The following is a 22,800-nucleotide window of genomic DNA, read 5'->3' as shown; positions in this document are numbered from 1 at the left end:
TTTTCCATGGATCATTTTGCTTATCGTGACGGCGTTCTCTACGCCGAAGACATCGCCTTGCCGCGCATTGCCGAGGAAATCGGCACCCCCGTCTATGTCTATTCGCGCGCGACGCTTGAACGCCATGCGCAGGTGTTTCGCGACGCGCTTGCCGACATTCCGCGCAAGCACATTGCCTTTGCGATCAAGTGCAACCCCAACCTCGGCGTGCTGCGTGTCCTCGCGCGGCAGGGCTATGGCGCCGACGTCGTGTCGGGCGGCGAGCTCGAACGCGCGATCGCGTCGGGGATGGCGCCCGAAGATATCGTCTTTTCGGGCGTCGGAAAGACGCGGGCCGAACTGGCGCTCGGTCTCGACCGCGGCATCGGCCAGTTCAACATCGAACATGAACCCGAAGGTGTCGCGCTCGCAGAGATCGCCGCACGAAAGGAAATGACCGCGCAGGCAGTGCTGCGCGTCAATCCCGACGTCGATGCGGGCACCCACGCCAAGATCTCGACCGGCAAGGCCGAAAACAAGTTCGGCGTCGGCATCGACGTCGCGCCCGAAATATTCGACCGCCTTGCGCGGCTACCTGGCCTCAAGCTGCGCGGCATTGCACTCCATATCGGCAGTCAGCTCACCAGCCTCGACCCGCTCGAGGCGGCGTTCGTCCGCGTCGGGCGGCTGATCGCCGATCTGCGAGCGGCGGGACACGACATCACCCATGTCGATCTCGGCGGCGGGCTCGGGGTTCCTTACAAGGAGGGCGACAACCCGCCGAGCCCCGCCGATTATGGCGCGATGGTCGCGCGCGTCACCCGCGACTGGGACGTCACCTTGATGTTCGAACCCGGGCGCGTCATCGCCGGCAACGCGGGCGTGCTGCTCACCGAAGTGCTGTGGGTCAAGCCGGGAGCGCAGAGCGATTTCGTCATCGTCGACGCAGCCATGAACGATCTGGCACGTCCGGCGCTCTACGATGCGTGGCACGATTTCCAGGCAGTGCGTCCGAGCGGCGAGACGATGACCGCCTCGATCGTCGGCCCGGTGTGCGAAACCGGCGACACCTTCGCGCGCGACCGCGTGATCGACAAGGTTGCGGCGGGCGATCTCGCCGTTTTCCGTACCGCGGGCGCCTATGGCGCGACGATGGCATCGACCTACAACAGCCGCAGCCTGGTTCCCGAAGTGCTCGTCGACGGCGACCGCTATATCGTCGTCGCCGATCGCATCGCCGCCGGTACGATCATGGCGGCCGAACGCGTCCCCGACTGGATCGACTGATGCGCCAGTTTCCTCTCTTCCTGAACCTTGCAGGCCGCACGGTCGTGCTGGTCGGGGAGGGGGAGGCTGCGGATGCGAAGGCGCGGCTGATTGCGCGCGCCGGCGGGCGGATCGTGCCGCAGTGGGAAGACGGCGCGGCGATCGCCTTTGTTGCGCTGGACGAGGGAGCTGAAGAAGCGGCGGCGGAGCTGCGCGCGCGCGGCCTCCTCGTCAATGTCGTCGACCGGCCCGATCTTTGCGATTTCACCACCCCCGCGATCGTTGATCGCGCGCCGGTGACGATCGCGGTCGGCACCGGCGGCGCGTCCGCCGGGCTTGCCAAGGCGGTGCGCCAGCGGATTGAGGCGTTGCTGCCCGCCACCCTCGGCAATCTCGCCGCCGCCCTGTTCGCGGCGCGCGGTGCGATGAAAGCGCGCTGGCCCGATGCCGCCGACCGCCGCCGCGCCATCGATGCCGCGCTTGCGCCCGGCGGCGCGCTAGATCCGGTTGCCGGGCCGGACCAAGGCGCTGTCGCTGCCTGGCTCGCCGCCGATCATCTGGCGGCGCCCGCGCGCCTTGAAATGATCGCGCTCGCCAGCGACGATCCCGACGATCTGACGCTGCGCGCGGCGCGCCTGCTGGGCGAGGCCGATCATATCTTCCACCCCGCTGCGACTCCGCCCGCGATCCTGGCCCGCGCGCGAGCCGATGCGGTGCGACACTGCACCGAAACGCCGCCCGCCGATCCGCCCCCCGGCCTGTCGCTCTGGCTCGCATCGGCGATTACGCGAAGCTAATTGGGCTTCGCTCAGTCGCCTTCCTAGCCCTGTCGCCGGCGGCATCGTCGCCGCCGTTTCAGCCAGGAGAGGTTATGGAATTTCCGCCCATTGCCATCGACGCGCTCCCGCTGCTCGACACCGCGGCGGGCCTGTACGGATCGACGGCCGACGGGTCGGTCTTTGACATCGCCGTGACCATCGCGACGGTCGGCTGCAACTGTCCGCGCGCTGACGCGGTGTACTGTCTCTGCGTCGGCCCGGATCGCACGCCATGTCGCGCTCGAACCGGCCACCCTGCACGCCGCTGCGATGGCCGACGCCGATCCGCGCCCCGAAGTTCGCGCCGCCGCCGGCGCGACGCCGCGCGGTGGGGCACGATCGCCAGCCGGCCGACGCTGACGCCCCCCAAAGCGTTGCTCCGCTGCGCAATCCGCCTGACCGACAATGCCCGCGACATCGCCGACCATATGGCGGTCAGCCATCCGGTTCCGCGGGCGCGCGCCAGCGCCATCGCCGCGCTCGCTGCTGTCGCAGACGATAAGGGGGCGAACGGCGGCGCTCGAGCTCGGCCGGCGCGACGCCGATGCGCGGGTCAGGGACGATTGCGAACGATGGCTGACGCTCTGACCCTGAGCGATCAGACCCCCGGCAGGCTTTCGATTTCAGGTGCTCCGGCGAGGCAGGGGCCGAGTTTCGCGCCGAGGGTGCGGAAATGGTCCGACGCGCGGTGCGCGGCGACCGCGGCCTCGTCGTCATAGCATTCGAGCACCTTGTAAACGCCGGCTTCCGCGGTACGGAAGAGCTTGTAGAAGCTGTTACCCTTCTCGTTCGCGCGCACCGCGGGGGCCAGCTCCGCAAACACGCCTTCGAATTCCGCTTCCTTGCCCGGCTGCACGCGCAGCGTGGCGATAATGCCGATTCCGCTCATATCGTCTCTCCCCAGAAAATAGTCAGGCTCAAATGGTTAGGCGTGCAGGTCGGGATCGACCTCCCAGCCCGCCTCGACCTGGATGCCGAAGCTGTTAAGCATCATCGAAACCTGTGTGTACTGACCGACGGTCATCACCAGATCCATGCGTCCCTTGTCGCCGAGCGGCGCCAGCGCCGCCCAGGTCGCGTCGGCAACGAAATGGTTCGCGGTCAACTCGTCGGCCGCGCGCAGCATCGCGCGGTCGATATCGCTCCAGACCGCAGCGTCGGGTCCGGCCTTGATCCGCTCGATCTCGTCTTCGGTCAGGCCGCAGTCGAGTCCGATGCGCTTATGCTGCGTCCATTCATAGCCCGACCGGCAATTATAACCGGTGCGCAGGATGACGAGCTCGCGATCCCGCGGGGTAAGCGCATTGCGCTTCGACAGGATATAATTGCCCCAGCCGAGGAAAGCGGTCAGCGCCTTGGGCGCCTGCGCCAGCGTGCGGAAGATATTGAGGATCCTGCCGCCGCCCACCTTGCCGCCATCGGAGGCAAGAAAGGGTTCAAGCGCCGCGCGCTGGTCGGCATCGAGCCGGTCGAGATCGACCGGCTCGACACGCGGAGCTTTCAGCCGCAAATCAGAAGACCTCGAACAGGCCTGCTGCGCCCTGGCCGCCACCGATGCACATGGTGACGACGGCATATTTGACGCCGCGGCGCTTGCCTTCGAGCAGCGCGTGGCCGACGCAGCGCGCGCCGGTCATGCCGAAGGGGTGGCCGATCGAGATCGAACCGCCGTTGACGTTGAGCAGGTCGTTCGGAATGCCGAGCTTGTCGCGGCAGTAGAGCACCTGCACGGCAAAGGCTTCGTTGAGTTCCCAAAGGCCGATGTCGTCCATCTTGAGCTCGAAGCGTTCGAGCAGCTTCGGGATGGCGAAAACGGGGCCGATGCCCATTTCGTCGGGCTCGGTGCCGGCAACGGCCATGCCGACATAGCGGCCCAGCGGCTGAAGCCCGCGCTTTTCGGCGACCTTGGCCTCCATGACGACGCAGGCCGACGAGCCATCCGAAAGCTGGCTGGCGTTGCCTGCCGTGATCGTGTGGCCTTCGCCCATCACCGGCTTCAGGCTCTGCAGACCTTCGAGCGTGGTGTCGGGACGGTTGCACTCGTCCTTGTCGGCGACGACATCCTTGAAGGTGACTTCCTTCGTTTCCTTGTTCACCACCGCCATCGTCGCCTTGCAGGGGACGATTTCGTCGTCGAACTTGCCAGCGGCCTGGGCCGCGGCGGTGCGCTGCTGCGACTGGAGCGAATATTCGTCCTGCGCTTCACGGCTGATATTGTAACGCTTTGCAACGACTTCTGCCGTGCCGATCATCGGCATGTAGATGTCTTTGTGCATCGCCAGCAGTTCCTGGTCGGCCTCGAAGAAGGTCTTGCCGCTGCCGCTGACTTTCGAGATGCTTTCGACGCCGCCGGCGACGCAAATGTCCTGGCGGTCGACGATGATCTGCTTCGCGGCGGTCGCAATCGTCATCAGGCCCGACGAGCACTGGCGGTCGATCGACATGCCGGGGACGGTGACGGGCAGGCCGGCGCGCAGGCCGATCAGGCGCGCGACGTTCATCGTCTGCGATCCCTGCTGCATTGCGGCGCCGAACAGGACGTCGTCGATCTCGCCTCCTTCAACCCCGGCGCGTTCGACCGCGGCGGCGACCGAATAGGCGCCCAGCGTCGGCGAGGTCGTGTTGTTGAACGATCCGCGCGCCGCCTTGGTCAGCGGGGTGCGGGCGGTGGAAACGATGACGGCGTCACGCATGATAAACTTCCTTCTGCTTGGTTCCGGTTGTCTTTTCGGGGGAGGTTCGGCCGGAATGCCGGTTTATATGTCAGACGAAGAACTGGCTGATCCATTCGGCCATCAGCGCGGGCTTTTCTTCGCCCTCGATCTCAACCGTGAATTCCAGCGTCTGCTGCCACTGGCCCGGACGCTTTTCGTCGAGCTCGAGCAGCTTGAAATGGCCGCGCACGCGCTTGCCCGAGCGCACGGGGGCAAGGAAGCGCACTTTGTTGCCGCCATAGTTGACGCCCATCTTGACGCCTGCGGGGCGCGGGCAGTCGGATTTGGCCATCAACATGGGGAAAAGAGAGAGGGTCAGAAAGCCGTGCGCGATGGTGCCGCCGAAGGGCGTCAGCTTAGCCTTTTCTTCGTCGATATGGATGAACTGATGATCGCCGGTCGCGTCGGCGAACTTGTTGATCATCTCCTGATCGACCAGCACCCATTCCGACGTGCCGAGCGGCTTGCCGACCAGTTCCTTCATTTCCTGCGGCGTCATCGCGCTCATCCTTTATCCCCTCTATGTCTGTCGAGGGGCGCGTTCTAGGCCCGCGGGGCGGGGTAGCACAAGAGCCTAGGGCTTTGCGCTACGGCGCCGTAGCGTCAGGACTGTGCGGACTTCGGCGTCTTCATCGTGACGCTTTCGGCATAGGGGAGAATCATCGTCCCGTCGGGCGCCGCGGTGAAGGTCGTCTGCGTCGGATAGGCGAAGTCGTAGCCGGCGTTGATCATCTCTTCGAAGACGCGGATGCCGATCGCGGTGCGGGCCGCGATGACCTCGTTATAGTCTGCGCTCGGAATGTCGGCGACCAGTTCGAAGTCGAGGCTAGAGGCGCCGAAGCCGATGAAACTCGACCGGATGAACTCATGCCCCTCGGCTTCGACCTGCGCCTTCAGCAGGTCGGGCAGCGCGCGCAGCATCGCGGGCGTGGTCTGATAGATTACACCGATCGCGAACTGGACGCGGCGGCGTTCGAGATGGGCATAGTTGGTGATTTCCTTCGATAGCAAATTGGTGTTGGAAATGACCAGCAGCTCGCCGTTGACCGACCGCAGATGCGTGCTTTTCAGCCCGATGCGCTCGACGGTCGCGACGCTATTGTCATATTTGATCGCTTCGCCGACGCGGAAAGGCCGGTCGAAGATGATCGACAGCGACGCGAACAGGTCGGAAAAAATGCCCTGCGCGGCAAGGCCGATCGCGATGCCGCCGATGCCCAGGCCGGCGATCAGGCCGGTGACATTGACCCCCATATTGTCGAGGATGACGATCGCCGCGACCGCGAACAGCGCGATGCTGATGAGCAGGCGGATGATGCCCATCGCGTTGACCAGCGTCTCGTTATGCCCATCGGCGGCGCGGCGCTGGATCAGCCCGAGGACGATCTCGCGCGCCCAGATCGCGACTTGCAGCACCACCGCGACGGTGAAGACCAACTGGATGATATGCAGGACGACGACCGGCGGATTGGCCGATGCCGCGACCAGTCGGACCGAGACGATCGCCAGCACCAGCGACTTGGTCTTGTGGATCACCCGCCCGACAATGTCGGTCAGCGTGAATTGCCCCGGCGCCGACTGCGCTTTCTTGAGCGCGAAACCGCGGATCAGCGACAGCGCAAAATAGATGAGGAGCCCGGCGCCGATCGCGATGCCGATCTGCAGCCAGTGCGTATCGACCCACGCGACGCTGCTGGTCCACCAGGCGCGGATCTGCGCGGCGGGGTTGGCGGTCGCGGTGGCAAGGAAAGGCAAAGTCACGTCGGTCCTCTTGGTCTGGTCGGTCGGTCAGGCGGAACGGAGCAGCGCGCCGGCATCGGGCGCGCGCTCCAGATAGGTCAAAAATCCGCGTTCGTAACGCGAAAGATATTTGGTCGCGCGCGGCAGGCGCCCCGCGACCGCGGCAAAATCTCCGCGATCCTGCGCAGCGGCGATCATCGCCGGGTGGACATAGGCGCGCCGCGCAACGGCGGGCGTGTTGCCGAGCCGGTCGGAGACGCGCGTCAGCATCGCCTTGAGCGAGGGTGGCTCTTCGGCGTCGTACAGACAGGCGAACGCCTCGACGCTCGCCCACCAGGTGCGGAAATGCTTGGCGCTGAAATCGGCGCCCATCGCCTCGCGGATATAGGCGTTGACCTCGTCGGACCCGACCGCGCACGGGCCATCCGCATCCTCATATTGGAAAAGATGCTGGCCGGGCAGGTCCTGCAACCGGCGCACCAGGGTCGCCAGGCTGCGGTCGCTGATCGTCACCTCGCGCCGCGCGCCGCCCTTGGCGCGGTAGCGGAGCCGGAGGCGCTGCCCCTCCAGTCGCGCGTGACGCCGGCGCAGCGTCGTCGCGCCGAAGCTCTTGTTTGCGGCGACATATTGTTCGTTGCCGACGCGCAGCGCGGCGAGGTCGAGCAGGCGGACGACGGCCGCGACGACGCGATCCGCGCACAGCGATCGGCGGCGCAAATCGCTTTCCAGCCGCGCGCGGAGCAGCGGCAGGGCCTGGCCGAAGCTGGCGCAGCGATCATATTTGTCCGCCTCGCGCGCGGCCCGGAAATCGGGGTGGTAGCGATATTGCTTGCGCCCGCGCGCGTCATAGCCGGTCGCAAGGATATGCCCGTTCGCGGCCGGGCAGAACCAGGCATCCTCATAGGCGGGGGGCAGCGCGATCGCGTTGAGGCGCTCGATCTCGGCGCGGTCGCGGATCACCTTGCCCGCGGCGTCGCGATAGCGCCAGCCCGATGCGGCCCGTTCGCGGCGGATGCCGGGCAGGCTGTCGTCGACATGGATCAGGCGGGGGGCGGCACGCGGCGACGGCATGCCTTGTTAAGCGTCCTGGCCGGGCGATGGTTCCCTCCGCCGGCGCAGCGGGCAGGCGTCAGCTTTGGCGGGTTTGCGCCTGCCGCCCGGCCGCCAGCCGCGACAAGAGAGCGTCGCCGCCGCGCTGGACGATCCGCCGCGCCGGGACTTCCAGCCAGCGGTGGAGCAGGTGTGAGACGGCGAGCGTCAGCGCGACGAAGGCGGCGATCTTTATCGGCGCGACCATCGCCGGATCGTCGACAAGGACCAGCTTGAACAGGATCCACAGGAAGAAGTGCGACAGATAGACAGCGTAGCTGATGTCGCCGAGCCACTGGGCGAGCCGTCCCGACAGCAGCGGATGCGGTGCGAGCGACGCCTGGAGCGCGGTGATGACGACCGCCGCCATCGCCAGCGGGATCGCCGCAGGCTGGGGCAGGCCGGCGAACAGGATCAGCGCCGCGAGCAGCGCGAAGATCGCCGCGGTCGCATATATGACCCGGCTCCCGTCGCCGCGCGCGCGCTGCGCCGTCCACCACTGGCAGAGCGCGACCCCGAGGAAGAATTCGGCGAGGCAGCGGACGAGGCCGGTCGCCGCGATATCGTCGCCGATCCCCGCGCGCCCCGTCGCGGCGAACCAGCCGCCGAGCGCTGCCGCGAGCAGCAGCGCGAAGAGCGGAAAGCTCCACCGCCCCGCGGGCAATCGCGCCGCCCAGCCGCCGGTCGCGGCGAGCAGCAGATAGGCCGCCCATTCGGTCGAGATCGACCAGGCCGGGTCGTTCCAGCGCAGATCGGCGGTGAAGCCCCAATTCTGGACCAGCAGCGCGTGCGCGGGCAGCGTGGCAAAGCCGTAATGCGGCCCCGGATCGCGCCCGCTGGCGAGCAGCGCGACCGCGAACAGCGCCATCGCCGCCAGGATCGCGAGATGCAGCGGAAAGATACGCGCGATGCGGCGGACCAGAAAGCGCGGCGCGGCGCGCGTCCCCTCGGCAACGAACGCCGGACCGTAATTCCACCACAGCACGAAGCCCGACAGGACGAAAAAGAGATCGACCGCAAGATAGCCGTGCGCGAAACCGTCGATGACCGCGCCGTGCAGATAGCCCGCCATGCCGCCCCGGATATGATAGAACAGCACCGCGAGCGCCGCAAAGCCGCGCACCCCGGTCAGCGTCGGCAGCATGCGGGGCTTTTGCGCCGCGATCATGCGGCAAATCCCTGCGCGCGCGGCCGCATCCAGTTGCGTCCCGATTCCTGCTCGCGGCGGCGGCAATAGGTCGACAGCCCGATTTCGAGCGCCAGCATCATGTAGATGAAAGGCTGGAACGCGATTCCGACGAACAGCGACCCGACCATATAGACGATATGGCCGTGCTGGAGCGCGGTCGCGAGCGGCGCGATCCATTGCTCCTCGGCGCGGCGTGTCTTGAGGTAACGGCGGCGCACCCGCTCCATCTGGACGATGCCGGTGATGTGGAGCAGCAGCCACAGCAGCGTGCCGGGATAGCCCTGTTCGCCCAGCATTTCGAAATAGGCCGAATGATAGGCGCGCGACTGTTCGTCATGGATCACCGGATCGCCCGCGCCCGGACGACCCGCATCGGCGTTCGACCCGGTGGTTTCGACGCGCAGACGGTTCTGCATATAGGCCTCGAACCCGCCGCCGAACGGATGGTCCTTCGCATAGTCCCACGTCCACGCCCACACCGCGACGCGCGTCGATGCCGACTGGTCGGTGCGATAATCCTGCAGCGTTTCCATGCGCTGGGTATAGCTTTGCGGCAGGAAGGGGATCGCCGCGGCGACGAGCAGCACCGCCCCCATGATATATAGCAGCCGGTGCTTGACTGCGCGCAGCGACAGCAGCGCGAGCACGCCGAGGCAGATCAGCCCCGTGCGCGCCTGCGTCCCGACCGGCAGCAGCATGCAGGCAAAGCAGAGCGCGAAGCAGAACAGCGAGACGCGCCAGTCGGGCGGAAAGACGGTGCCGTGGCGGCGGAACCACAGGATCGCGGGGATGATCGACACCGCGACCGTCGACATGGTGCTGCCTTCGTACAGGCCGTAATTTTCGGACAGCAGCAGTTGCAGTTCGCCATAGCCGCCGCCGCCCGCCGCGGTCTTGATCCCGCCCGCGATCGCGATCGTCGCGGCCGACAGCAGCATGAAGAGCAACAGCGATTCGATGCGCAGCTTCGTGCGCAGCGTCAGCGGCAGGAAGATCGCCCAGACCAGCGCCTTCCAAACCCATCCCCATTTATCGAGCGCCTCGACCGGAAAGTCGGCGCTCATCGTCGTCATCCAGCAATAAAAGAGCAGGATTAGCATCAACGTCTGCCGCCCCGACCAGCGCGTGTCGCGCTTGTCGTCGAAGGCGAGCCAGCCGATGATCGCGAGGATGAAGACGATCAGCGAGATCGGAATCGAATTGATCAGGAAATAGCTGAGCCGCTGCGGTGCGACGATGTCGATGTAGCAAAAGCACAGCACGAACAGGAACGGCTTGCGAAAGCCGACCCCGATGAAGGCGAACAGAAAGGCGACGAAGGCAAGGTCACGCATCGGATCGGCGATCCTCCGCGGCCTCGGCCGCCATCGCCGCCATGCGTTCGGCGTCGCGCTGTTGCTGCCACAGCATGCGCGGGCCGACCTCACGGTCGAGGTCGTCGCGGTGCAGCAGGCGCCAGAGGGCGATCGCCATCAGCACATGCGTCAGGGCAATCGCAAAATTGTCGATCATCTGCTGCGCACCTGGCTTCCCCTCCGGCCCGCAGGCCCGTTTCGGCGGCTTTACCCGATCGGGGTTGACGCGGCGTTAAGGCTTGTATGGCAAAGGCTTGGCCGATGACCCGGATCCTGCACGTCCTTGACCATAGCCTGCCGGCGCACAGCGGCTACACCTTTCGTACCCGGGCGCTGATGAAGGCGCAGGCGGCGAAGGGGTGGGCGGTCGCTGGGGTGACGGGGGTCCGCCATCCCGACCCCGGACCGCCCGTCGAAACAGTCGACGGGCTGACCTTCTATCGCACGCCGCCGATCGCGCCCGCGCGCTCGCCGTGGCGCGAATGGCGCGAAATCGGCGCGCTGGCGGACCGCGTCGCGGCGCTGGTCGACGAATGGCGCCCCGATCTGCTCCACGCCCACTCACCGGTCCTCGACGGGCTCGCGGCGCTGCGCGTCGGCAAACGGCTCGGAATTCCGGTGATCTACGAAATTCGCGCCTTCTGGGAGGATGCCGCGGTCGGTAACGGCACGGGCCGCGAGGGCAGCGCGCGCTATTTTCTGACCCGTCAGCTCGAAAGTCATGCCGTCCGCGCCGCCGACGCCGTCGCGGTGATCTGCGAAGGGCTGCGCGGCGACCTCATCGCGCGCGGGGTGGATCCCGCCAAGATCGTCGTGTCGCCCAACGGCGTCGACCTTGACCTGTTCGGCGACCCGCCGCCGCGCGACGATGCGCTCGCCGCCGACCTCGGCCTCATGCCGGGCGACGCGGTGATCGGCTTCATCGGCAGCTTCTATGATTATGAGGGGATCGACGATCTGATCGCCGCGATGCCCGCGCTCGTCGCTGCCGAACCCGGCGCGCGGCTGCTGCTCGTCGGCGGCGGGCCGATGGAGGCGGCGCTCAAGGCTCAGGCCGCGGCGTCGCCCGTCGCCGACCGCATCCTGTTCGTCGGACGGGTGCCGCACCAGGCGGTCGAGCGCTATTATTCGCTGATCGACATCCTGGCCTATCCGCGCAAGAAGATGCGGCTTACCGATCTCGTCACGCCGCTGAAACCGCTTGAGGCAATGGCGCAGGGCAAGCTCGTCGCCGCATCCGATGTCGGCGGCCACCGTGAACTGATCGCCGACGGCGTCACGGGCACGCTGTTCGCGCCCGACGACCCACCGGCAATCGCCGCGGCCCTTGCCGGGCTGCTGCGCGATCGCGACATCTGGGATGAACGCCGCCGGACCGCGCGGGCGTTCGTCGAGGCCGATCGTAACTGGTCGTCAAACATTTTGCGTTACGAGCCCGTTTACCAGAGATTGTTGCGCCGCGGCGCTGCATCGCTCGCGGCTTGATGATATAGGACAGGCTCCTCTTCGGGAGCGACGGATTTGGACGATATGGACGATAGCGCCGACGGCTCCGACAAGGTTTCGCATCGCAAGGCCCGCGCCGCCGCCTGGATGCGCGCGCTACGCCCGGCGATGCCGGCGGTCATCGGCGCCGCGGCGCTGACCTTCCTCTTCGCCGCGATCATGCCGATGGCCTGGGTATTCGGCATTGGCTGGAATCTCTATCTCGACCGTCTGTCGGACCTGTTCGTGCCGCCGGTCGGCAATGGCGCCCGTCTCGCGCTGGCGCTTGGCATGGCGCTTGTCGCCGCGCTGGTTGCGGCCTTTGTCGCGCTGCTGATCGCCGAGCCCGAGGCGTCGGGCCTTGCCGCGCTCGGGCGCCGTCTGCGCCGCCGCCAGGAGGCTGTCGACGATGATATTCCGGTGCGCCGCCGCGCCGACCTCCACCCCGATGATCTGCCGCGCGCGCCGCTGCGCGCCGGACGCGACCTTCCCGAACAGGGGCTGGGGCCGGTCGATGCGGCGCCCGAGGTCGCGGCGGACTATCTTCTTGAATATGAACCCGACGCGCTCGCCGGTGCCGATGTCGTCGAGGATGTGGACGCTGTCGAGATCGTCGAAGCGGCCGTGGCACCCTACACGCCGCCCGCAGCCGACGCTGCGCCGGACGAAGAGGATGAACTGATCCTCGCCGATCTTGCGCCCGTCGAGGTTGAAACACCCGGTGACGAACCCTGGCTTCAGCCCGCGAAGATTGCTGGACCGGCGATGCCCGATCCCGCCGACAAATCGCTCGGCGCGATGGTTGCGCGCTTCGAGGCAGGGCTCGCCCGGCGCCGCGAAACCAGGACGGCAACCGCCGCAGTCCCGGTGCCCGATGTCGCCGCCAACGAAGATGCCGACGAAGAAATCGACTTCGCGCTCGAAGCCGCGCTCAGCACTTTGCACCGCCTGAACCGCGGCACGACGGGCTGAACCGCCGCACCCGGCGGCCTGAAATCGCTTTCCTGCATTGTTCCGGCGTGTCAGCCTCGCCGCATGCCTTCCGTGCCATCCTTTCCTGCGCGACCATCGCGGCGGCTGCGGCTTCGCGCCCTACGCACTGCCGCAGCGTCTCCGCCCCGAAACGGCCTGCCCGGTGCAATCGCGCGTGAAGTAGCGCAATTTTCCGCCATTTTTCGAATGGCACCGCGCCGCGGGCATCGCCCGGTCCTGCGGCGCCTTCGGGACGCTGCGAGCGCTGCAATCGCGTGTGAAGTTACACGCTTTTCTGCGCCTTTCGCGCCGGTGGCTGCGCGCGGCTGCGCGGCGGTGCTGACAGCGCGCAATTCCCCTGCTAACGGCGCGCGATGACGACTCCTCTCTCGCATATCCGTAATTTCTCGATCATCGCGCATATCGACCATGGCAAGTCGACGCTCGCCGACCGGCTGATCCAGTTCACTGGCGGGCTGACCGAGCGCGAAATGTCGGCGCAGGTTCTCGACAATATGGACATCGAGAAGGAGCGCGGGATCACGATCAAGGCGCAGACGGTGCGCCTGACGTACAAGGCGCACGACGGCGAAACCTATCAGCTCAATCTGATGGACACGCCCGGCCACGTCGACTTCGCCTATGAAGTCTCGCGCAGCCTGGCGGCGTGCGAGGGCGCGCTGCTCGTCGTCGACGCGGCGCAGGGGGTCGAGGCGCAGACACTCGCCAACGTCTATCAGTCGATCGAGCATGACCATGAAATCGTGCCGGTCATCAACAAGATCGACCTGCCCGCCGCCGACACCGACAAGGTGAAGGCGGAGATCGAGGATATCATCGGCCTGCCCGCCGACGATGCGGTGCTGGCCAGCGCCAAGTCGGGGATCGGCATCGAAGAAACGCTCGAAGCCATCGTCGCCAGGATTCCGCCGCCGAAGGGCGATGCCGCGGCGCCGCTCGTCGCGATGCTCGTCGACAGCTGGTACGACCCTTATCTCGGCGTCGTGATTCTCGTCCGCGTCGTCGACGGGGTGCTGAAAAAGGGTCAGCAGATCAAGTTCATGCAGGCGGGGACGACCCATCTGATCGACCGCGTCGGGTGTTTCACCCCGAAGCGGACCGACCTTGTCGAGATCGGCCCGGGCGAGATCGGTTTCATCACCGCACAGATTAAGGACGTTGCGCAGGCGCGTGTCGGCGATACGGTCACCGACGCCAAAAGGCCCGCCGCGGCGCCGCTACCGGGGTTCAAGGAGGTTCAGCCGGTCGTCTTCTGCGGCCTCTTCCCGACCGATGCCAATGATTTCGAGAAGCTGCGCGAAAGCATCCAGAAGCTGCGGCTCAACGATGCGTCGTTCAGCTTCGAAATGGAGACGAGCGCCGCATTGGGCTTCGGCTTTCGCTGCGGTTTTCTGGGTCTTCTCCACCTCGAGATCATTCAGGAGCGGCTGACCCGCGAATATGACCTCGACCTGATCACCACGGCGCCGTCGGTGGTCTACAAGCTCAAGCTCACCCGGTCGAAGGAAGGCGGCCCCACCGAGATGGAGCTCCACAATCCGGCCGACATGCCCGATCCGAACCGGATCGAGGAAATCGAGGAGCCGTGGATCGAGGCGGTTATCTATGTCCCCGACGAATATCTGGGTTCGATCCTCAAGCTCTGTCAGGACCGCCGCGGCATCCAGAAGAATCTGACCTATGTCGGCGGCCGCGCACAGATCACCTATGAACTGCCGCTCAACGAAGTCGTGTTCGATTTCTACGACCGGTTGAAGAGCATCAGCCGCGGCTATGCCTCGTTCGACTATCACCAGATCGGCCACCGCCCCGGCGATCTCGTCAAGATGAGCATCCTCGTCAACAATGAGCCGGTCGATGCGCTCAGCATGATCGTCCACCGGGGCAGCGCCGAGGCACGCGGGCGCGGGATGTGCGAGCGGCTCAAGGATCTGATCCCGCGCCACATGTTCAAGATCCCGATCCAGGCGGCGATCGGCGGCAAGGTGATCGCGCGCGAAACCATCGCGGCGCTGCGCAAGGACGTCACCGCCAAATGCTATGGCGGCGACGCGACCCGCAAGAAAAAGCTCCTCGAAAAGCAGAAGGAGGGCAAGAAGCGGATGCGCGAATATGGCAACGTCAACATCCCGCAGGAGGCGTTCATCGCGGCGCTGCGAATGGGCGACGACGCCTGAGGGTGCGCGCTACATCTCGATGATGATCTTGACCTTCGCCGGCGTCGTGCCGGCGGCCTCGGCGATCTCGCGGCGCGCCTGCGCGACCAACTGGCCAAGATGCGCCGACTGAGGCGGACCGCCGAGGCCGTTCAGGTCTGCAAGCGGGGTGCCGAGCACATCGGCGAGCCGGCGCAGCCGCGCCGGCTTGGGGCGCGACCGGTCCTGCTCCCAATAGCAGACCGACGTCACCGCAACGCCAAGCTGGCGGGCAATATCCCGCTGCGTCAGCTGCCGCGCCTTGCGCAACTGCGCCAGCCGCCCGCCAAGCGTTTCGGGAAAGGCTGCCGCCCCCGACGTTTTGAGGGGATTGAGATCCATAATATACACGACCCGGCCTTTTTTGCTTTTTGGCCGCCCCGAATATCAAAGCCCGCCACCGGCTACTTTCAACTTCTCACGCAAAAATAAGGGGCTGCACCCTCCGGCAGGAGCGATTGTCTTTCGGCCCGGGCGGCGATAGCTTGCCGAACACCGACGACAGCCGGGAAAGGACGAAGCGTGCACGCTCCCGCAAGGCCGATCGACGACATCGTCGTGCACAGCGTGCTCAACGACGGAACCGCGGTATGCCTGCGGACGATCCGGCCCGACGACGCCGGCCTGCTCCGCGCCGGAATCCAGAAACTCTCGGCCGAATCGCGCTATCTGCGCTTCTTTTCGCCTGCGCCGGCCATGCCCGATGCGGTGATCGAGCGGCTGGTCGATGTCGATGGCCACGACCATATCGCCTGGGGCGCGATTTGCACCGAATGCGAGGGCGAACCGGCGATCGGTGCGGTTCATGCCGTTCGGCACAAGGCAGGGGCCGGCGGGGGCGAGATGCGTGTCGGCGAATATTCGATCGCAATCCTCGACGCCTTTCACGGCCAGGGCCTCGCCCGGATGATGACCGCGGCGCTGCTCGTCGATTGTCTCGCCGAAGGGTTGACGACGCTCGACGTCAATATCCTGTCCGAAAATCACGCCGCACTGGGGCTGATCAAGGCGATGGGCGGCACGCGCAAGGAGGAATCGCGCGGCGTCGCCGAATATGTGATCGACGTCGCGGCGGCGCTGGAGGCGCTGCGCAGCGACGCGGACGCACGCGGGGTTCAGGATGTGCTGAAGCAGCTCGGTGCCGGATAGGCCGGTGGTCCTCCCCGCCGCCGGGGGTCGCGACCGGCGGCGGGAAGGTGAAGAACGCGGGTGTCGGAGCTCCCGTGTCCCACGCACATCGCTCTAGCGGCGCTGCCATGACGTCACCGTGACCGGCGTCACAGGGGCCAATCTTTTATGTCGCGAACAAGCGAAAGGGCGCCAGCGGCATGCGCTGGCGCCCTTTCCAGGCTGTCCGTGACCCGCGGGGGGCGCAGGTCGGGGACAGTCTTACTTCTTCTGCGTGTCGCCGACGCCGGTTTCGGACGGGGCAACCTCGCCATTGTCGTCCATCGCGTTGGCTTTTTCCTCGCCCATTTCTTCGACCCGGTCGGCCTTGTTTTCCATGGCTTCCTTGGCGGGGCCATCGGGCATGGTGTCGGCCTGATCATCAATGGCGTCGGCCCGCGATTCGGCCTGATCCTCGACACTGTCGGCGGCGGGGCTCTGGCAAGCGCCGAGCGCGAGAGCCGAAGCGGCGGTGAGGGTAAGAGCAATCTTGCGCATTATAACAGTTCTCCCTTGTTACAGGGGGGGCAACGCCGCGCCGCTGGCATCGGTTGCAACAAAATTTGCAAGCCTATGCTTTCGCAATGCTATTTTTTGATTCCACGCCGCTCCTGTCCCGCTCCGACGCAAAAAAGGGGGCGCCCGCAGGCGCCCCCTTCATCATGTATCGCACGCGATGCGATCAGAAGCGCTGCTGGCGCTCGTAAAGATCGCGGTAGTGCTGGATACGCGTGACGCGCAGGCCCGGCATGCCGCTGCGGTCGATCGACCGCTGCCAGCCGGCAAACTCCTCGAGCGTCAGCGAATAGCGCTCGCACGCTTCGTCCACGGTCAACAGGCCGCCATTGACGGCTGCAACCACTTCCGCCTTGCGGCGAACGACCCAGCGCGTGGTGTTCGCAGGCGGCAGACTGTCCAGCGTCAGCGGTTCCCCAAGGGGGCCGATGACCTGGGCGGGCCGGATTTTCTGATTCTCGATCATGCTCATTCCATAAAATCTTCGTCGTGGGGGATCGGCAAAGCCGACGTCCGTGCTTTTATAGAAGAGGGGTTCAACATCGGCTGAAACCCTCTGGTAAACGCGCTGTTCACAGTTTCGGGCAGCCCGTTCGCTTCGTCGGACAAGTCGAAGAAGCGCGCGGGACGAAGCATTCCGTCGTCCAGTGCCTGCACCCCGCCGCCCAGCATTTCGCGCACCGCGCCGACCGCTGCGGCATGCGATTCGTCGGTCTCGCGCTCGCGCAGCAAGCGAACGGTCGGAAGCGCTGCCTGCCGCGCCCGCGACACCGCGAGCAAAATGTCGAAGCCGGGCTTCGACAGGCTCGTCGCATCGGCTGGATGCGGAAGGTCGGAGGGAAGCAAGTTCATGCTGCCTGTCTAGCGCGTGCGGCCTAAGGTCCAGTAAATGCCCATTTCATCGCTTGTTAGCGAAGCTTAACTCGCGTCAATATCTTGACACCCGCCGCGGAAAAGCTGGCATTTTGCCTGATCGCTCCCTAGATGGCGCGCATCATGGCAACCGTAATTTCACCCGCGGGCCTCGCCCAGGCCGACTTCCAGCTCGCCGGTCCGTTAAAGGATCGGCGAATCATGGTCGCGATGTCGGGCGGAGTCGATTCGAGCGTCGTCGCCGCGCTTGCCGCGCGGTCGGGCGCCGAGGTGATCGGCGTGACGCTGCAACTTTACGACCATGGCGCCAAGGCCAAGCGCGTCGGGGCTTGCTGCGCGGGGCAGGATATTCGTGACGCCCGCGCGGTCGCCGACCGGCTTGGCTTCGCCCATTATGTCCACGACCATGAAAGCCGCTTCCGCGATACGGTGATCGATCAGTTCGCCGACGAATATCTCGCGGGCCGGACTCCGATCCCGTGCGTCCGTTGCAACATGGGTGTGAAATTCACCGATCTTTTCCAGCTCGCGCGAGATCTGGGTGCCGATTGCCTTGCGACCGGCCATTATGTCCGCCGCATCATGGGGTCGGCCGGAGCCGAGCTGCACCGGGCGGTCGATCCCGCCCGCGACCAAAGCTATTTCCTCTTCGCCACCACGCAGGAGCAGCTCGACTTTCTGCGTTTCCCGCTCGGCGGGCTCGAAAAGAGCGTGGTGCGCGAAATCGCCCGAGATCTCGGCCTTGGCGTCGCGGGCAAACCCGACAGCCAGGATATCTGTTTCGTCCCCGACGGCGACTATGCGACGCTGGTGCGCAAGCTGCGTCCGGAGGCGGAAGATCGCGGCGAGATCGTGCATATCGACGGCACGGTGCTGGGCGCACACAAGGGGCTTATCCATTATACGGTCGGCCAACGCCGCGGCATCGACATCGGCGGGCAGACCGAACCGCTTTATGTCATACGCCTCGATGCGGCGACAAAGCGCGTCATCGTGGGGCCGCGCCGCGCGCTGGCCGTCGCAGGCGCGCGGATCGGCGAAGCGAACTGGCTTGCCGAGGTCGATCGTCGCCCGGTTCTGGCAAAGGTGCGCAGCATGGCGAAGCCCGTGCCGGCGCAGATGAACGGCGACCGGCTGGTCTTCGCCGCGCCCGAATATGGCGTTGCGCCCGGCCAGGCGGCGGTGCTCTATGATGCAGCCGAACCCACGCGCGTACTCGGCGGCGGCTGGATAGAGGAAAGCTTCGCGGCCGAGCCGACGGAATAGATTGCACTTTCTGTCCCGATGCCGCAGCTTCGGCGCTAAGCAAGGGGAGAGACGATCATGGTCAATTGGGTGTTGCGCGGCGCGGTCCTGCTCTGGGCGCTGCTCTTTTTCATCGTCGGCATTCGCGGCGTGTTGAACCCTGCCAGCTTTACCGAAACCTTCGGAATCATTGCCGATGGCGTCGCCGCGAACACGGTGCGTGCCGACATGTCGGCCTTTTTCCTCGTGGCCGCCGGTGGCGCGGCGCTCGGGGGGCTGCTGCGCGGCTGGTCGCGCGCGCTGCTGGTTCCCGCTGCGCTTTACGGCACTGCGCTAGTCGGCCGCCTGATCGGGGTGGCGAGCGGCGACATGGTCAATGGCGGCATCGTGCAGGCGATGATTATCGAAGCCTTGTCGGTCGGCCTGATGATCACGGCCTATTATATGCTCTCGCGCGCCTCGGCTGCGGCTTCGGGGGTCGAGATTTCGTCATAATGAGCTGATCGGTAACGAGAAATTCGGTCCTGTTGTGTTGCGGGCCGGTTTATGCGTAAATTAATATCGGGTCGCGCTTCTGTTTCCTGTGTGAAAGGGGCCGCACATGACATCCGATGACGACAAGCGGGACCGTTCGGACCGGCGCCAGAGCGATCGGCGCGTCGCGGACGATCCCGACTACAATGGCCCCGAGCGCCGTCAGGGCGACCGGCGGTCGGGCAAGGAACGCCGTACCGGGGGCTGACCGATCGGGCAGGCTGGCGGCACGGTTCAGGAGAATGACCGTGACCCGAACAGAATTGCCGCGCCTCAGCGTTGATATCGTGTCCGACGTGATGTGCCCCTGGTGCATTATCGGCTGGCTGAAGTTTCAGAAGGTCATGGCGCATTTTGAGGGACGGTTGGCCTTCCGTGTCCAATGGCACCCTTTCGAACTCAATCCGCACATGCCCCCCGAGGGCGAAGACGCGGTCGAACACGTCATCCGGAAATACGGGATTACCCAAGCACAGAGCCGGGCCAATAGCGGGCGACTGGCGGCGATTGCGGCCGACCTCGGCTTTGCATTCAATCGGGGGCCGGGTTTTCGGATGCGCAACAGCTTCGATGCGCATCGTTTGCTCACCTGGGCCGGAGCGTTGGAAGAGTCCGATCAGGCGGCAGCGACCGGCGTTCAGACCGCGCTGAAACTCGCGCTGTTCCGCGCCCATTTCACCGACAATCGCGACGTCGGCGATCCCGCCGTCCTGATCGATGTCGCGGCCTCGGTCGGACTCGACGCGGCTCGCGCCGCCGCGATTCTGGACGGCGACGACTATGCCGAGATGGTGCGGATGGAAGAGGCTTATTGGGCAGACAATAATGTCACCGGCGTTCCGGCCTTCATCCTTGGCGGCCGCATGCTGATCCCTGGTGCACAGGATCCCGAAGCCTTCATTCGGGTCATCGAAAACAAGGTTCTGGCGAGCGCCGCCTGAGGAACTGTCCCCGCCGCACGGGCGTTTTCGATCCATTCCCGCCGCACAGGCTATTGGGGCCGATAGGCGCAATCAAGGAGATGGTTCGATGCCCGCTTCCCCCGACGAAGATGCCCCCGAAATGGTCAACCGCGAACAGGATGACGAACCCGCACAGGCGCAAACTGTCGCCGCGGCGGCGCGGCAGGCGCGTCCCCTCGAAGACAGCCGGAAAGTGCCCGCGCGCGACGAGGGCGACGACGCGCAGGATCTGGTCGATCATATGCGGCAGATGGAACGATCGGGCCGCATCGACATGGACGCCTATCGCGGCGAACGCAGCGACGATGACGAGGATGACGAATTGGGACCGGGCGGGGTAGAAGACGACGAACCGCGCGGCGCTCCCTGAATATCGGCGGTACTAAAAGGGATTGAGCGTATAGCCCTGCTGCTGAAGCAGCGCGTGGGCGGTCATCGCCGATAATGCCAGTTCGACGCCCGGGAGCAGATCGGTCTTTTTGACGCCCTGTCCCGCCGCGCTTTGGCCGCACACGATAATACGGACACCGGCCTTGATCAGGGCATCGACAAGCGCGGCGTTGGGATTTTCTGCGCTGGGATACTTACGCCCATAGGCTTCGGCGCCCGCCACATCGAAGGTTGCGGGGCCATGCACGACAATTGCGAGATGGATGCGTTCCGCCAGTACCCCGGCTTCGACCTGCATGTTGAGAAAGCGGGCGGCCGATTCCAGCGTGCGATTGAGTGTCGCCTCTTTCGCCGTGGCAACGTCGAACGCGATGTGAAATTCGGTTCCGGCGGGAATGCGCATATCGGCGTCGGTGACACTTGCGACCTTGCCGAACGCCGGGATGGCCGTACCGCTATGAAAAGATGCCATCGGGTCGGGCGACGCCTTACCCATATCAGCGGCATGCAACGGCGACAGAAGGGCAAGGCCGGCAACAGCGAAGGCAAGCGCGAGCGGGCGGGACGGTGACATCGTGAGGTTCCTCTCGGATCGGGATTGATGGCGCAGCCTACCGTTCCGCTTCAGGCTGCACCAGCCCGCGAGCCCGTCAATCGCGCCGTTTGCGCATCATATCCGCCGTCGCGAGGCCGCCGACGACGACGATGAAGCTCACCATCATCAGCGCGAAAAGAAGAACGGGGGTTTGGGTCAAGGGATCGGTCATGTCTGGGGCTCCTTGGTGGTTCGGAAGCCCTGACATGAATGAGCGGCGGCGCGGCGGCATTGATCCTGATCAATGTGGCGCCGCAGTGGCGGCGTCTGCCGGTCGTCGCTGGCGGTTCGGACCGCACTCGTCATTACTTTGGTATGCCTGCGCTGGCAAATTCGCCTGCATGCCGCACCCGACAGATATCCGTTCCGCTTCGTGTCGTCGCCGTATCCGCGCCCGCCGATCTGGGGGGATGTGGGTGCTGGTGGCGGCAGCCGGAGCCTTTGCGGGAACTTTGGCGGCTTGCAGATGCAGGCATCCGCGCCGGCCCACGCCGAGCTGTCATGGCCCACTGCCGCGCCGGAACCGCATTCGGCGCATTTCGGATTTTGTCATACCGGAGGCGGGCGCAATTGCGTCGTCGATGGCGACACCTTCTGGTTCGAGGGCTAGAAATACCGCCTCGCCGACATCGACACCCCGGAGACGCATCCGCCGCGTTGCGCGCAGGAGGCGCGTTTGGGGACGCAGGCGACCGAGCGGCTGCGCGATTGGCTCAATTCCGGGGCCTTCCGGCTCGAAGAAAACGGACGCGACAGCGATCGTTACGGGCGCAAGCTGCGCATCGCCACCCGCGACGGGGTGAGCGTGGGCAGCGTGCTCATCGATGCGGGGCTGGCGCGGCCGTGGGAAGGGTATCGGCGCCCGTGGTGCTAGTCGCCGCCGGGCGCAGGGGGTAAGGCCTCGCGCAGCGGCTTGTTCGGTCCTGCAAGCTGCGCGTCGAGATCGTCGGCCAGCAATTGCGCGACGGGGTCGTCGCGGCGCGCGCGCAGCGTATCGCGGCGATCGGTCAGCGCCGCCGCGCGCTCGGCTTCAGGCAGCGCCATCACCTCGAGGTAAAAGCGCACCGCGGTAAGCCACGGCGCGTCGTCGCCGGGCACATCTTCGGCCCAGCGCGAGAAGGGGCCGCCCGCCGGCCCCCATTCTCCATCGTGGCGGTCAAGGAAGAAAAGCAGGCGCGAGCCGAGCGGCACCATGTAGCGGACGCAGCCGCCGATATAGGCGAGCGGATGGGCGTGCTGGAGCTCGTAGGGATTGCTGAGCGTGGCGAAGCGGCCGGTGGCGAGCGCGATCGGAAGCGTCTTCGGCGCGTCGGCAAGATTGCCCTTGAGCGCCGCGATCGGCCGGATGTCGAGGCGCATGTTGTCGGGGGCGCCGGCCGCGTCCATCGGGGTGCCGCCGGTGACGGTGGCGAGGAGGACCAACTCGGCTTCGGCGGTCAGTTCCATGTTGGTCGGCACCGCATAGCCTGGCGCGGGCGAGCAGGCGGCGGCGGGAAGCGGCGTGGCGAGGCAGGCGAAAACAGCGAGGAGAAGGGGGAAGCGCATGGCGGCCAGGCTAGCCCGCGTGTCGCCGCTTGGAAAGCCGGCGCGGTTTCGGAGCGCTTCGTCCAAGCCGATGGACCCGACTCGGCGCCCCATGCGTATCATCCCCGTCGCGGCCGCCGGATCAGCTGGCGACGGCGCGGCAAGGAGAAG

General features: G+C 65.9%; 27 protein-coding genes and 1 pseudogene. 13 read left to right on the top strand and 15 right to left on the bottom strand.

Annotated elements, in window-relative coordinates:
- Positions 1-6: 6 nt before the first annotated feature.
- Both lysA and ACT17R_RS04860 read left to right on the top strand, forming a co-directional pair.
- The gene (gene lysA, locus ACT17R_RS04865; protein WP_062900762.1) at positions 7-1,266 is read left to right on the top strand and encodes a diaminopimelate decarboxylase; all 1,260 of its coding nucleotides are present in this window, start codon (positions 7-9) and stop codon (positions 1,264-1,266) included.
- On the top strand, positions 1,266-2,042 hold the full coding sequence (locus ACT17R_RS04860) for a precorrin-2 dehydrogenase/sirohydrochlorin ferrochelatase family protein (RefSeq protein ID WP_062900761.1): 777 nt from the start codon (positions 1,266-1,268) through the stop codon (positions 2,040-2,042). Before lysA ends, ACT17R_RS04860 begins: the two co-directional genes overlap by 1 nt.
- Positions 2,043-2,661: 619 nt before the next feature.
- Here the strand turns inward: ACT17R_RS04860 and ACT17R_RS04855 are convergent.
- From ACT17R_RS04855 to ACT17R_RS04815, 9 genes are all read right to left on the bottom strand, one after another.
- Complete coding sequence (locus ACT17R_RS04855) at positions 2,662-2,952, bottom strand: putative quinol monooxygenase (RefSeq protein WP_062900759.1); 291 nt, start codon at positions 2,950-2,952, stop codon at positions 2,662-2,664.
- 36 nt (positions 2,953-2,988) lie between these two features.
- On the bottom strand, positions 2,989-3,573 hold the full coding sequence (locus ACT17R_RS04850; protein ID WP_444809061.1) for a carboxymuconolactone decarboxylase family protein: 585 nt from the start codon (positions 3,571-3,573) through the stop codon (positions 2,989-2,991).
- A 1-nt stretch (position 3,574) separates the two neighbouring features.
- Positions 3,575-4,756: an acetyl-CoA C-acyltransferase gene (locus tag ACT17R_RS04845; protein ID WP_003038814.1), complete on the bottom strand. Its 1,182-nt coding sequence runs from the start codon at positions 4,754-4,756 to the stop codon at positions 3,575-3,577.
- 70 nt (positions 4,757-4,826) lie between these two features.
- Positions 4,827-5,285: a MaoC family dehydratase gene (locus tag ACT17R_RS04840; protein ID WP_082813397.1), complete on the bottom strand. Its 459-nt coding sequence runs from the start codon at positions 5,283-5,285 to the stop codon at positions 4,827-4,829.
- 95 nt (positions 5,286-5,380) lie between these two features.
- Positions 5,381-6,532 (bottom strand): mechanosensitive ion channel family protein, encoded by a 1,152-nt coding sequence (locus ACT17R_RS04835; RefSeq protein ID WP_444809392.1) that lies wholly within the window; start codon positions 6,530-6,532, stop codon positions 5,381-5,383.
- A gap of 33 nt (positions 6,533-6,565) precedes the next feature.
- Positions 6,566-7,588, bottom strand: a complete 1,023-nt coding sequence (locus ACT17R_RS04830) for a DNA topoisomerase IB (RefSeq protein ID WP_062900756.1) — start codon at positions 7,586-7,588, stop codon at positions 6,566-6,568.
- Positions 7,589-7,646: 58 nt separating this feature from the next.
- A complete protein-coding gene (locus tag ACT17R_RS04825) occupies positions 7,647-8,774 on the bottom strand; it encodes an acyltransferase family protein (RefSeq protein ID WP_062900755.1) in 1,128 nt (375 codons plus the stop codon).
- On the bottom strand, positions 8,771-10,129 hold the full coding sequence (locus ACT17R_RS04820) for a putative O-glycosylation ligase, exosortase A system-associated (RefSeq protein ID WP_062900754.1): 1,359 nt from the start codon (positions 10,127-10,129) through the stop codon (positions 8,771-8,773). The genes ACT17R_RS04825 and ACT17R_RS04820 overlap by 4 nt, the downstream gene beginning before the upstream one ends.
- Positions 10,122-10,307 carry a hypothetical protein gene (locus ACT17R_RS04815; protein ID WP_003038799.1) on the bottom strand — a complete coding sequence of 62 codons (186 nt, stop codon included), beginning with the start codon at positions 10,305-10,307 and terminating at the stop codon, positions 10,122-10,124. The genes ACT17R_RS04820 and ACT17R_RS04815 overlap by 8 nt, the downstream gene beginning before the upstream one ends.
- Positions 10,308-10,411: 104 nt before the next feature.
- Between ACT17R_RS04815 and ACT17R_RS04810 the strand changes: the two genes are divergently transcribed.
- From ACT17R_RS04810 to lepA, 3 genes are all read left to right on the top strand, one after another.
- Complete coding sequence (locus ACT17R_RS04810; RefSeq protein WP_062902982.1) at positions 10,412-11,635, top strand: TIGR04063 family PEP-CTERM/XrtA system glycosyltransferase; 1,224 nt, start codon at positions 10,412-10,414, stop codon at positions 11,633-11,635.
- A gap of 45 nt (positions 11,636-11,680) precedes the next feature.
- Positions 11,681-12,607 carry a hypothetical protein gene (locus ACT17R_RS04805; protein WP_062900753.1) on the top strand — a complete coding sequence of 309 codons (927 nt, stop codon included), beginning with the start codon at positions 11,681-11,683 and terminating at the stop codon, positions 12,605-12,607.
- Between the two features lie 374 nt (positions 12,608-12,981).
- Positions 12,982-14,805 (top strand): translation elongation factor 4, encoded by a 1,824-nt coding sequence (gene lepA / locus ACT17R_RS04800; protein WP_058812482.1) that lies wholly within the window; start codon positions 12,982-12,984, stop codon positions 14,803-14,805.
- A 9-nt stretch (positions 14,806-14,814) separates the two neighbouring features.
- Here lepA and ACT17R_RS04795 read toward each other — a convergent pair whose 3' ends face one another.
- Positions 14,815-15,165 carry a helix-turn-helix domain-containing protein gene (locus tag ACT17R_RS04795; protein ID WP_186402968.1) on the bottom strand — a complete coding sequence of 117 codons (351 nt, stop codon included), beginning with the start codon at positions 15,163-15,165 and terminating at the stop codon, positions 14,815-14,817.
- A gap of 180 nt (positions 15,166-15,345) precedes the next feature.
- Here ACT17R_RS04795 and ACT17R_RS04790 point away from each other — a divergent pair, with 180 nt between their 5' ends.
- Positions 15,346-15,972 carry a GNAT family N-acetyltransferase gene (locus ACT17R_RS04790; RefSeq protein WP_062900751.1) on the top strand — a complete coding sequence of 209 codons (627 nt, stop codon included), beginning with the start codon at positions 15,346-15,348 and terminating at the stop codon, positions 15,970-15,972.
- 240 nt (positions 15,973-16,212) lie between these two features.
- Here ACT17R_RS04790 and ACT17R_RS04785 read toward each other — a convergent pair whose 3' ends face one another.
- The 3 genes from ACT17R_RS04785 to ACT17R_RS04775 all read right to left on the bottom strand — a co-directional run bounded on the left by ACT17R_RS04785 (position 16,213) and on the right by ACT17R_RS04775 (position 17,286).
- Positions 16,213-16,488: a hypothetical protein gene (locus tag ACT17R_RS04785; RefSeq protein WP_062900750.1), complete on the bottom strand. Its 276-nt coding sequence runs from the start codon at positions 16,486-16,488 to the stop codon at positions 16,213-16,215.
- A gap of 184 nt (positions 16,489-16,672) precedes the next feature.
- Entirely contained in the window at positions 16,673-16,972 is a 300-nt protein-coding gene (gene sciP, locus ACT17R_RS04780; protein WP_003038785.1) for a CtrA inhibitor SciP, read from the bottom strand.
- 2 nt (positions 16,973-16,974) lie between these two features.
- Positions 16,975-17,286 carry a hypothetical protein gene (locus ACT17R_RS04775; protein ID WP_217372674.1) on the bottom strand — a complete coding sequence of 104 codons (312 nt, stop codon included), beginning with the start codon at positions 17,284-17,286 and terminating at the stop codon, positions 16,975-16,977.
- A 216-nt stretch (positions 17,287-17,502) separates the two neighbouring features.
- Between ACT17R_RS04775 and mnmA the strand changes: the two genes are divergently transcribed.
- The 5 genes from mnmA to ACT17R_RS04750 all read left to right on the top strand — a co-directional run bounded on the left by mnmA (position 17,503) and on the right by ACT17R_RS04750 (position 20,490).
- Positions 17,503-18,645, top strand: a complete 1,143-nt coding sequence (gene mnmA, locus ACT17R_RS04770) for a tRNA 2-thiouridine(34) synthase MnmA (RefSeq protein ID WP_412072791.1) — start codon at positions 17,503-17,505, stop codon at positions 18,643-18,645.
- A 57-nt stretch (positions 18,646-18,702) separates the two neighbouring features.
- Positions 18,703-19,119, top strand: coding sequence for a hypothetical protein (locus tag ACT17R_RS04765; RefSeq protein ID WP_062900749.1), 417 nt, complete (start codon positions 18,703-18,705; stop codon positions 19,117-19,119).
- 106 nt (positions 19,120-19,225) lie between these two features.
- Positions 19,226-19,366, top strand: coding sequence for a hypothetical protein (locus ACT17R_RS04760; protein WP_186402970.1), 141 nt, complete (start codon positions 19,226-19,228; stop codon positions 19,364-19,366).
- A 34-nt stretch (positions 19,367-19,400) separates the two neighbouring features.
- Entirely contained in the window at positions 19,401-20,099 is a 699-nt protein-coding gene (locus tag ACT17R_RS04755; RefSeq protein WP_186402971.1) for a DsbA family oxidoreductase, read from the top strand.
- A gap of 88 nt (positions 20,100-20,187) precedes the next feature.
- On the top strand, positions 20,188-20,490 hold the full coding sequence (locus ACT17R_RS04750) for a hypothetical protein (protein ID WP_062900747.1): 303 nt from the start codon (positions 20,188-20,190) through the stop codon (positions 20,488-20,490).
- A 12-nt stretch (positions 20,491-20,502) separates the two neighbouring features.
- On the opposite strand, the gene ACT17R_RS04745 is transcribed toward ACT17R_RS04750, so the two are convergent.
- A complete protein-coding gene (locus tag ACT17R_RS04745; protein WP_260834172.1) occupies positions 20,503-20,982 on the bottom strand; it encodes a DsrE family protein in 480 nt (159 codons plus the stop codon).
- 367 nt (positions 20,983-21,349) lie between these two features.
- Here ACT17R_RS04745 and ACT17R_RS04740 point away from each other — a divergent pair, with 367 nt between their 5' ends.
- The gene (locus tag ACT17R_RS04740; RefSeq protein WP_263587719.1) at positions 21,350-21,715 is read left to right on the top strand and encodes a hypothetical protein; all 366 of its coding nucleotides are present in this window, start codon (positions 21,350-21,352) and stop codon (positions 21,713-21,715) included.
- Between the two features lie 15 nt (positions 21,716-21,730).
- A pseudogene (locus ACT17R_RS04735) lies at positions 21,731-21,979 on the top strand (thermonuclease family protein); the annotation flags it as partial.
- Here the strand turns inward: ACT17R_RS04735 and ACT17R_RS04730 are convergent.
- Entirely contained in the window at positions 21,976-22,650 is a 675-nt protein-coding gene (locus tag ACT17R_RS04730) for a hypothetical protein (protein ID WP_186402973.1), read from the bottom strand. The pseudogene ACT17R_RS04735 and the gene ACT17R_RS04730 overlap by 4 nt on opposite strands.
- Positions 22,651-22,800 lie beyond the last annotated feature (150 nt).

The sequence above is a fragment of the Sphingopyxis sp. Q841 genome (assembly GCF_052384365.1).
In the GTDB taxonomy this organism is placed as follows: Bacteria; Pseudomonadota; Alphaproteobacteria; order Sphingomonadales; family Sphingomonadaceae; genus Sphingopyxis; species Sphingopyxis terrae_A.
Note: the sequence above shows the minus strand (reverse complement) of the source record. Positions and strands in the feature narration are given on the sequence as shown.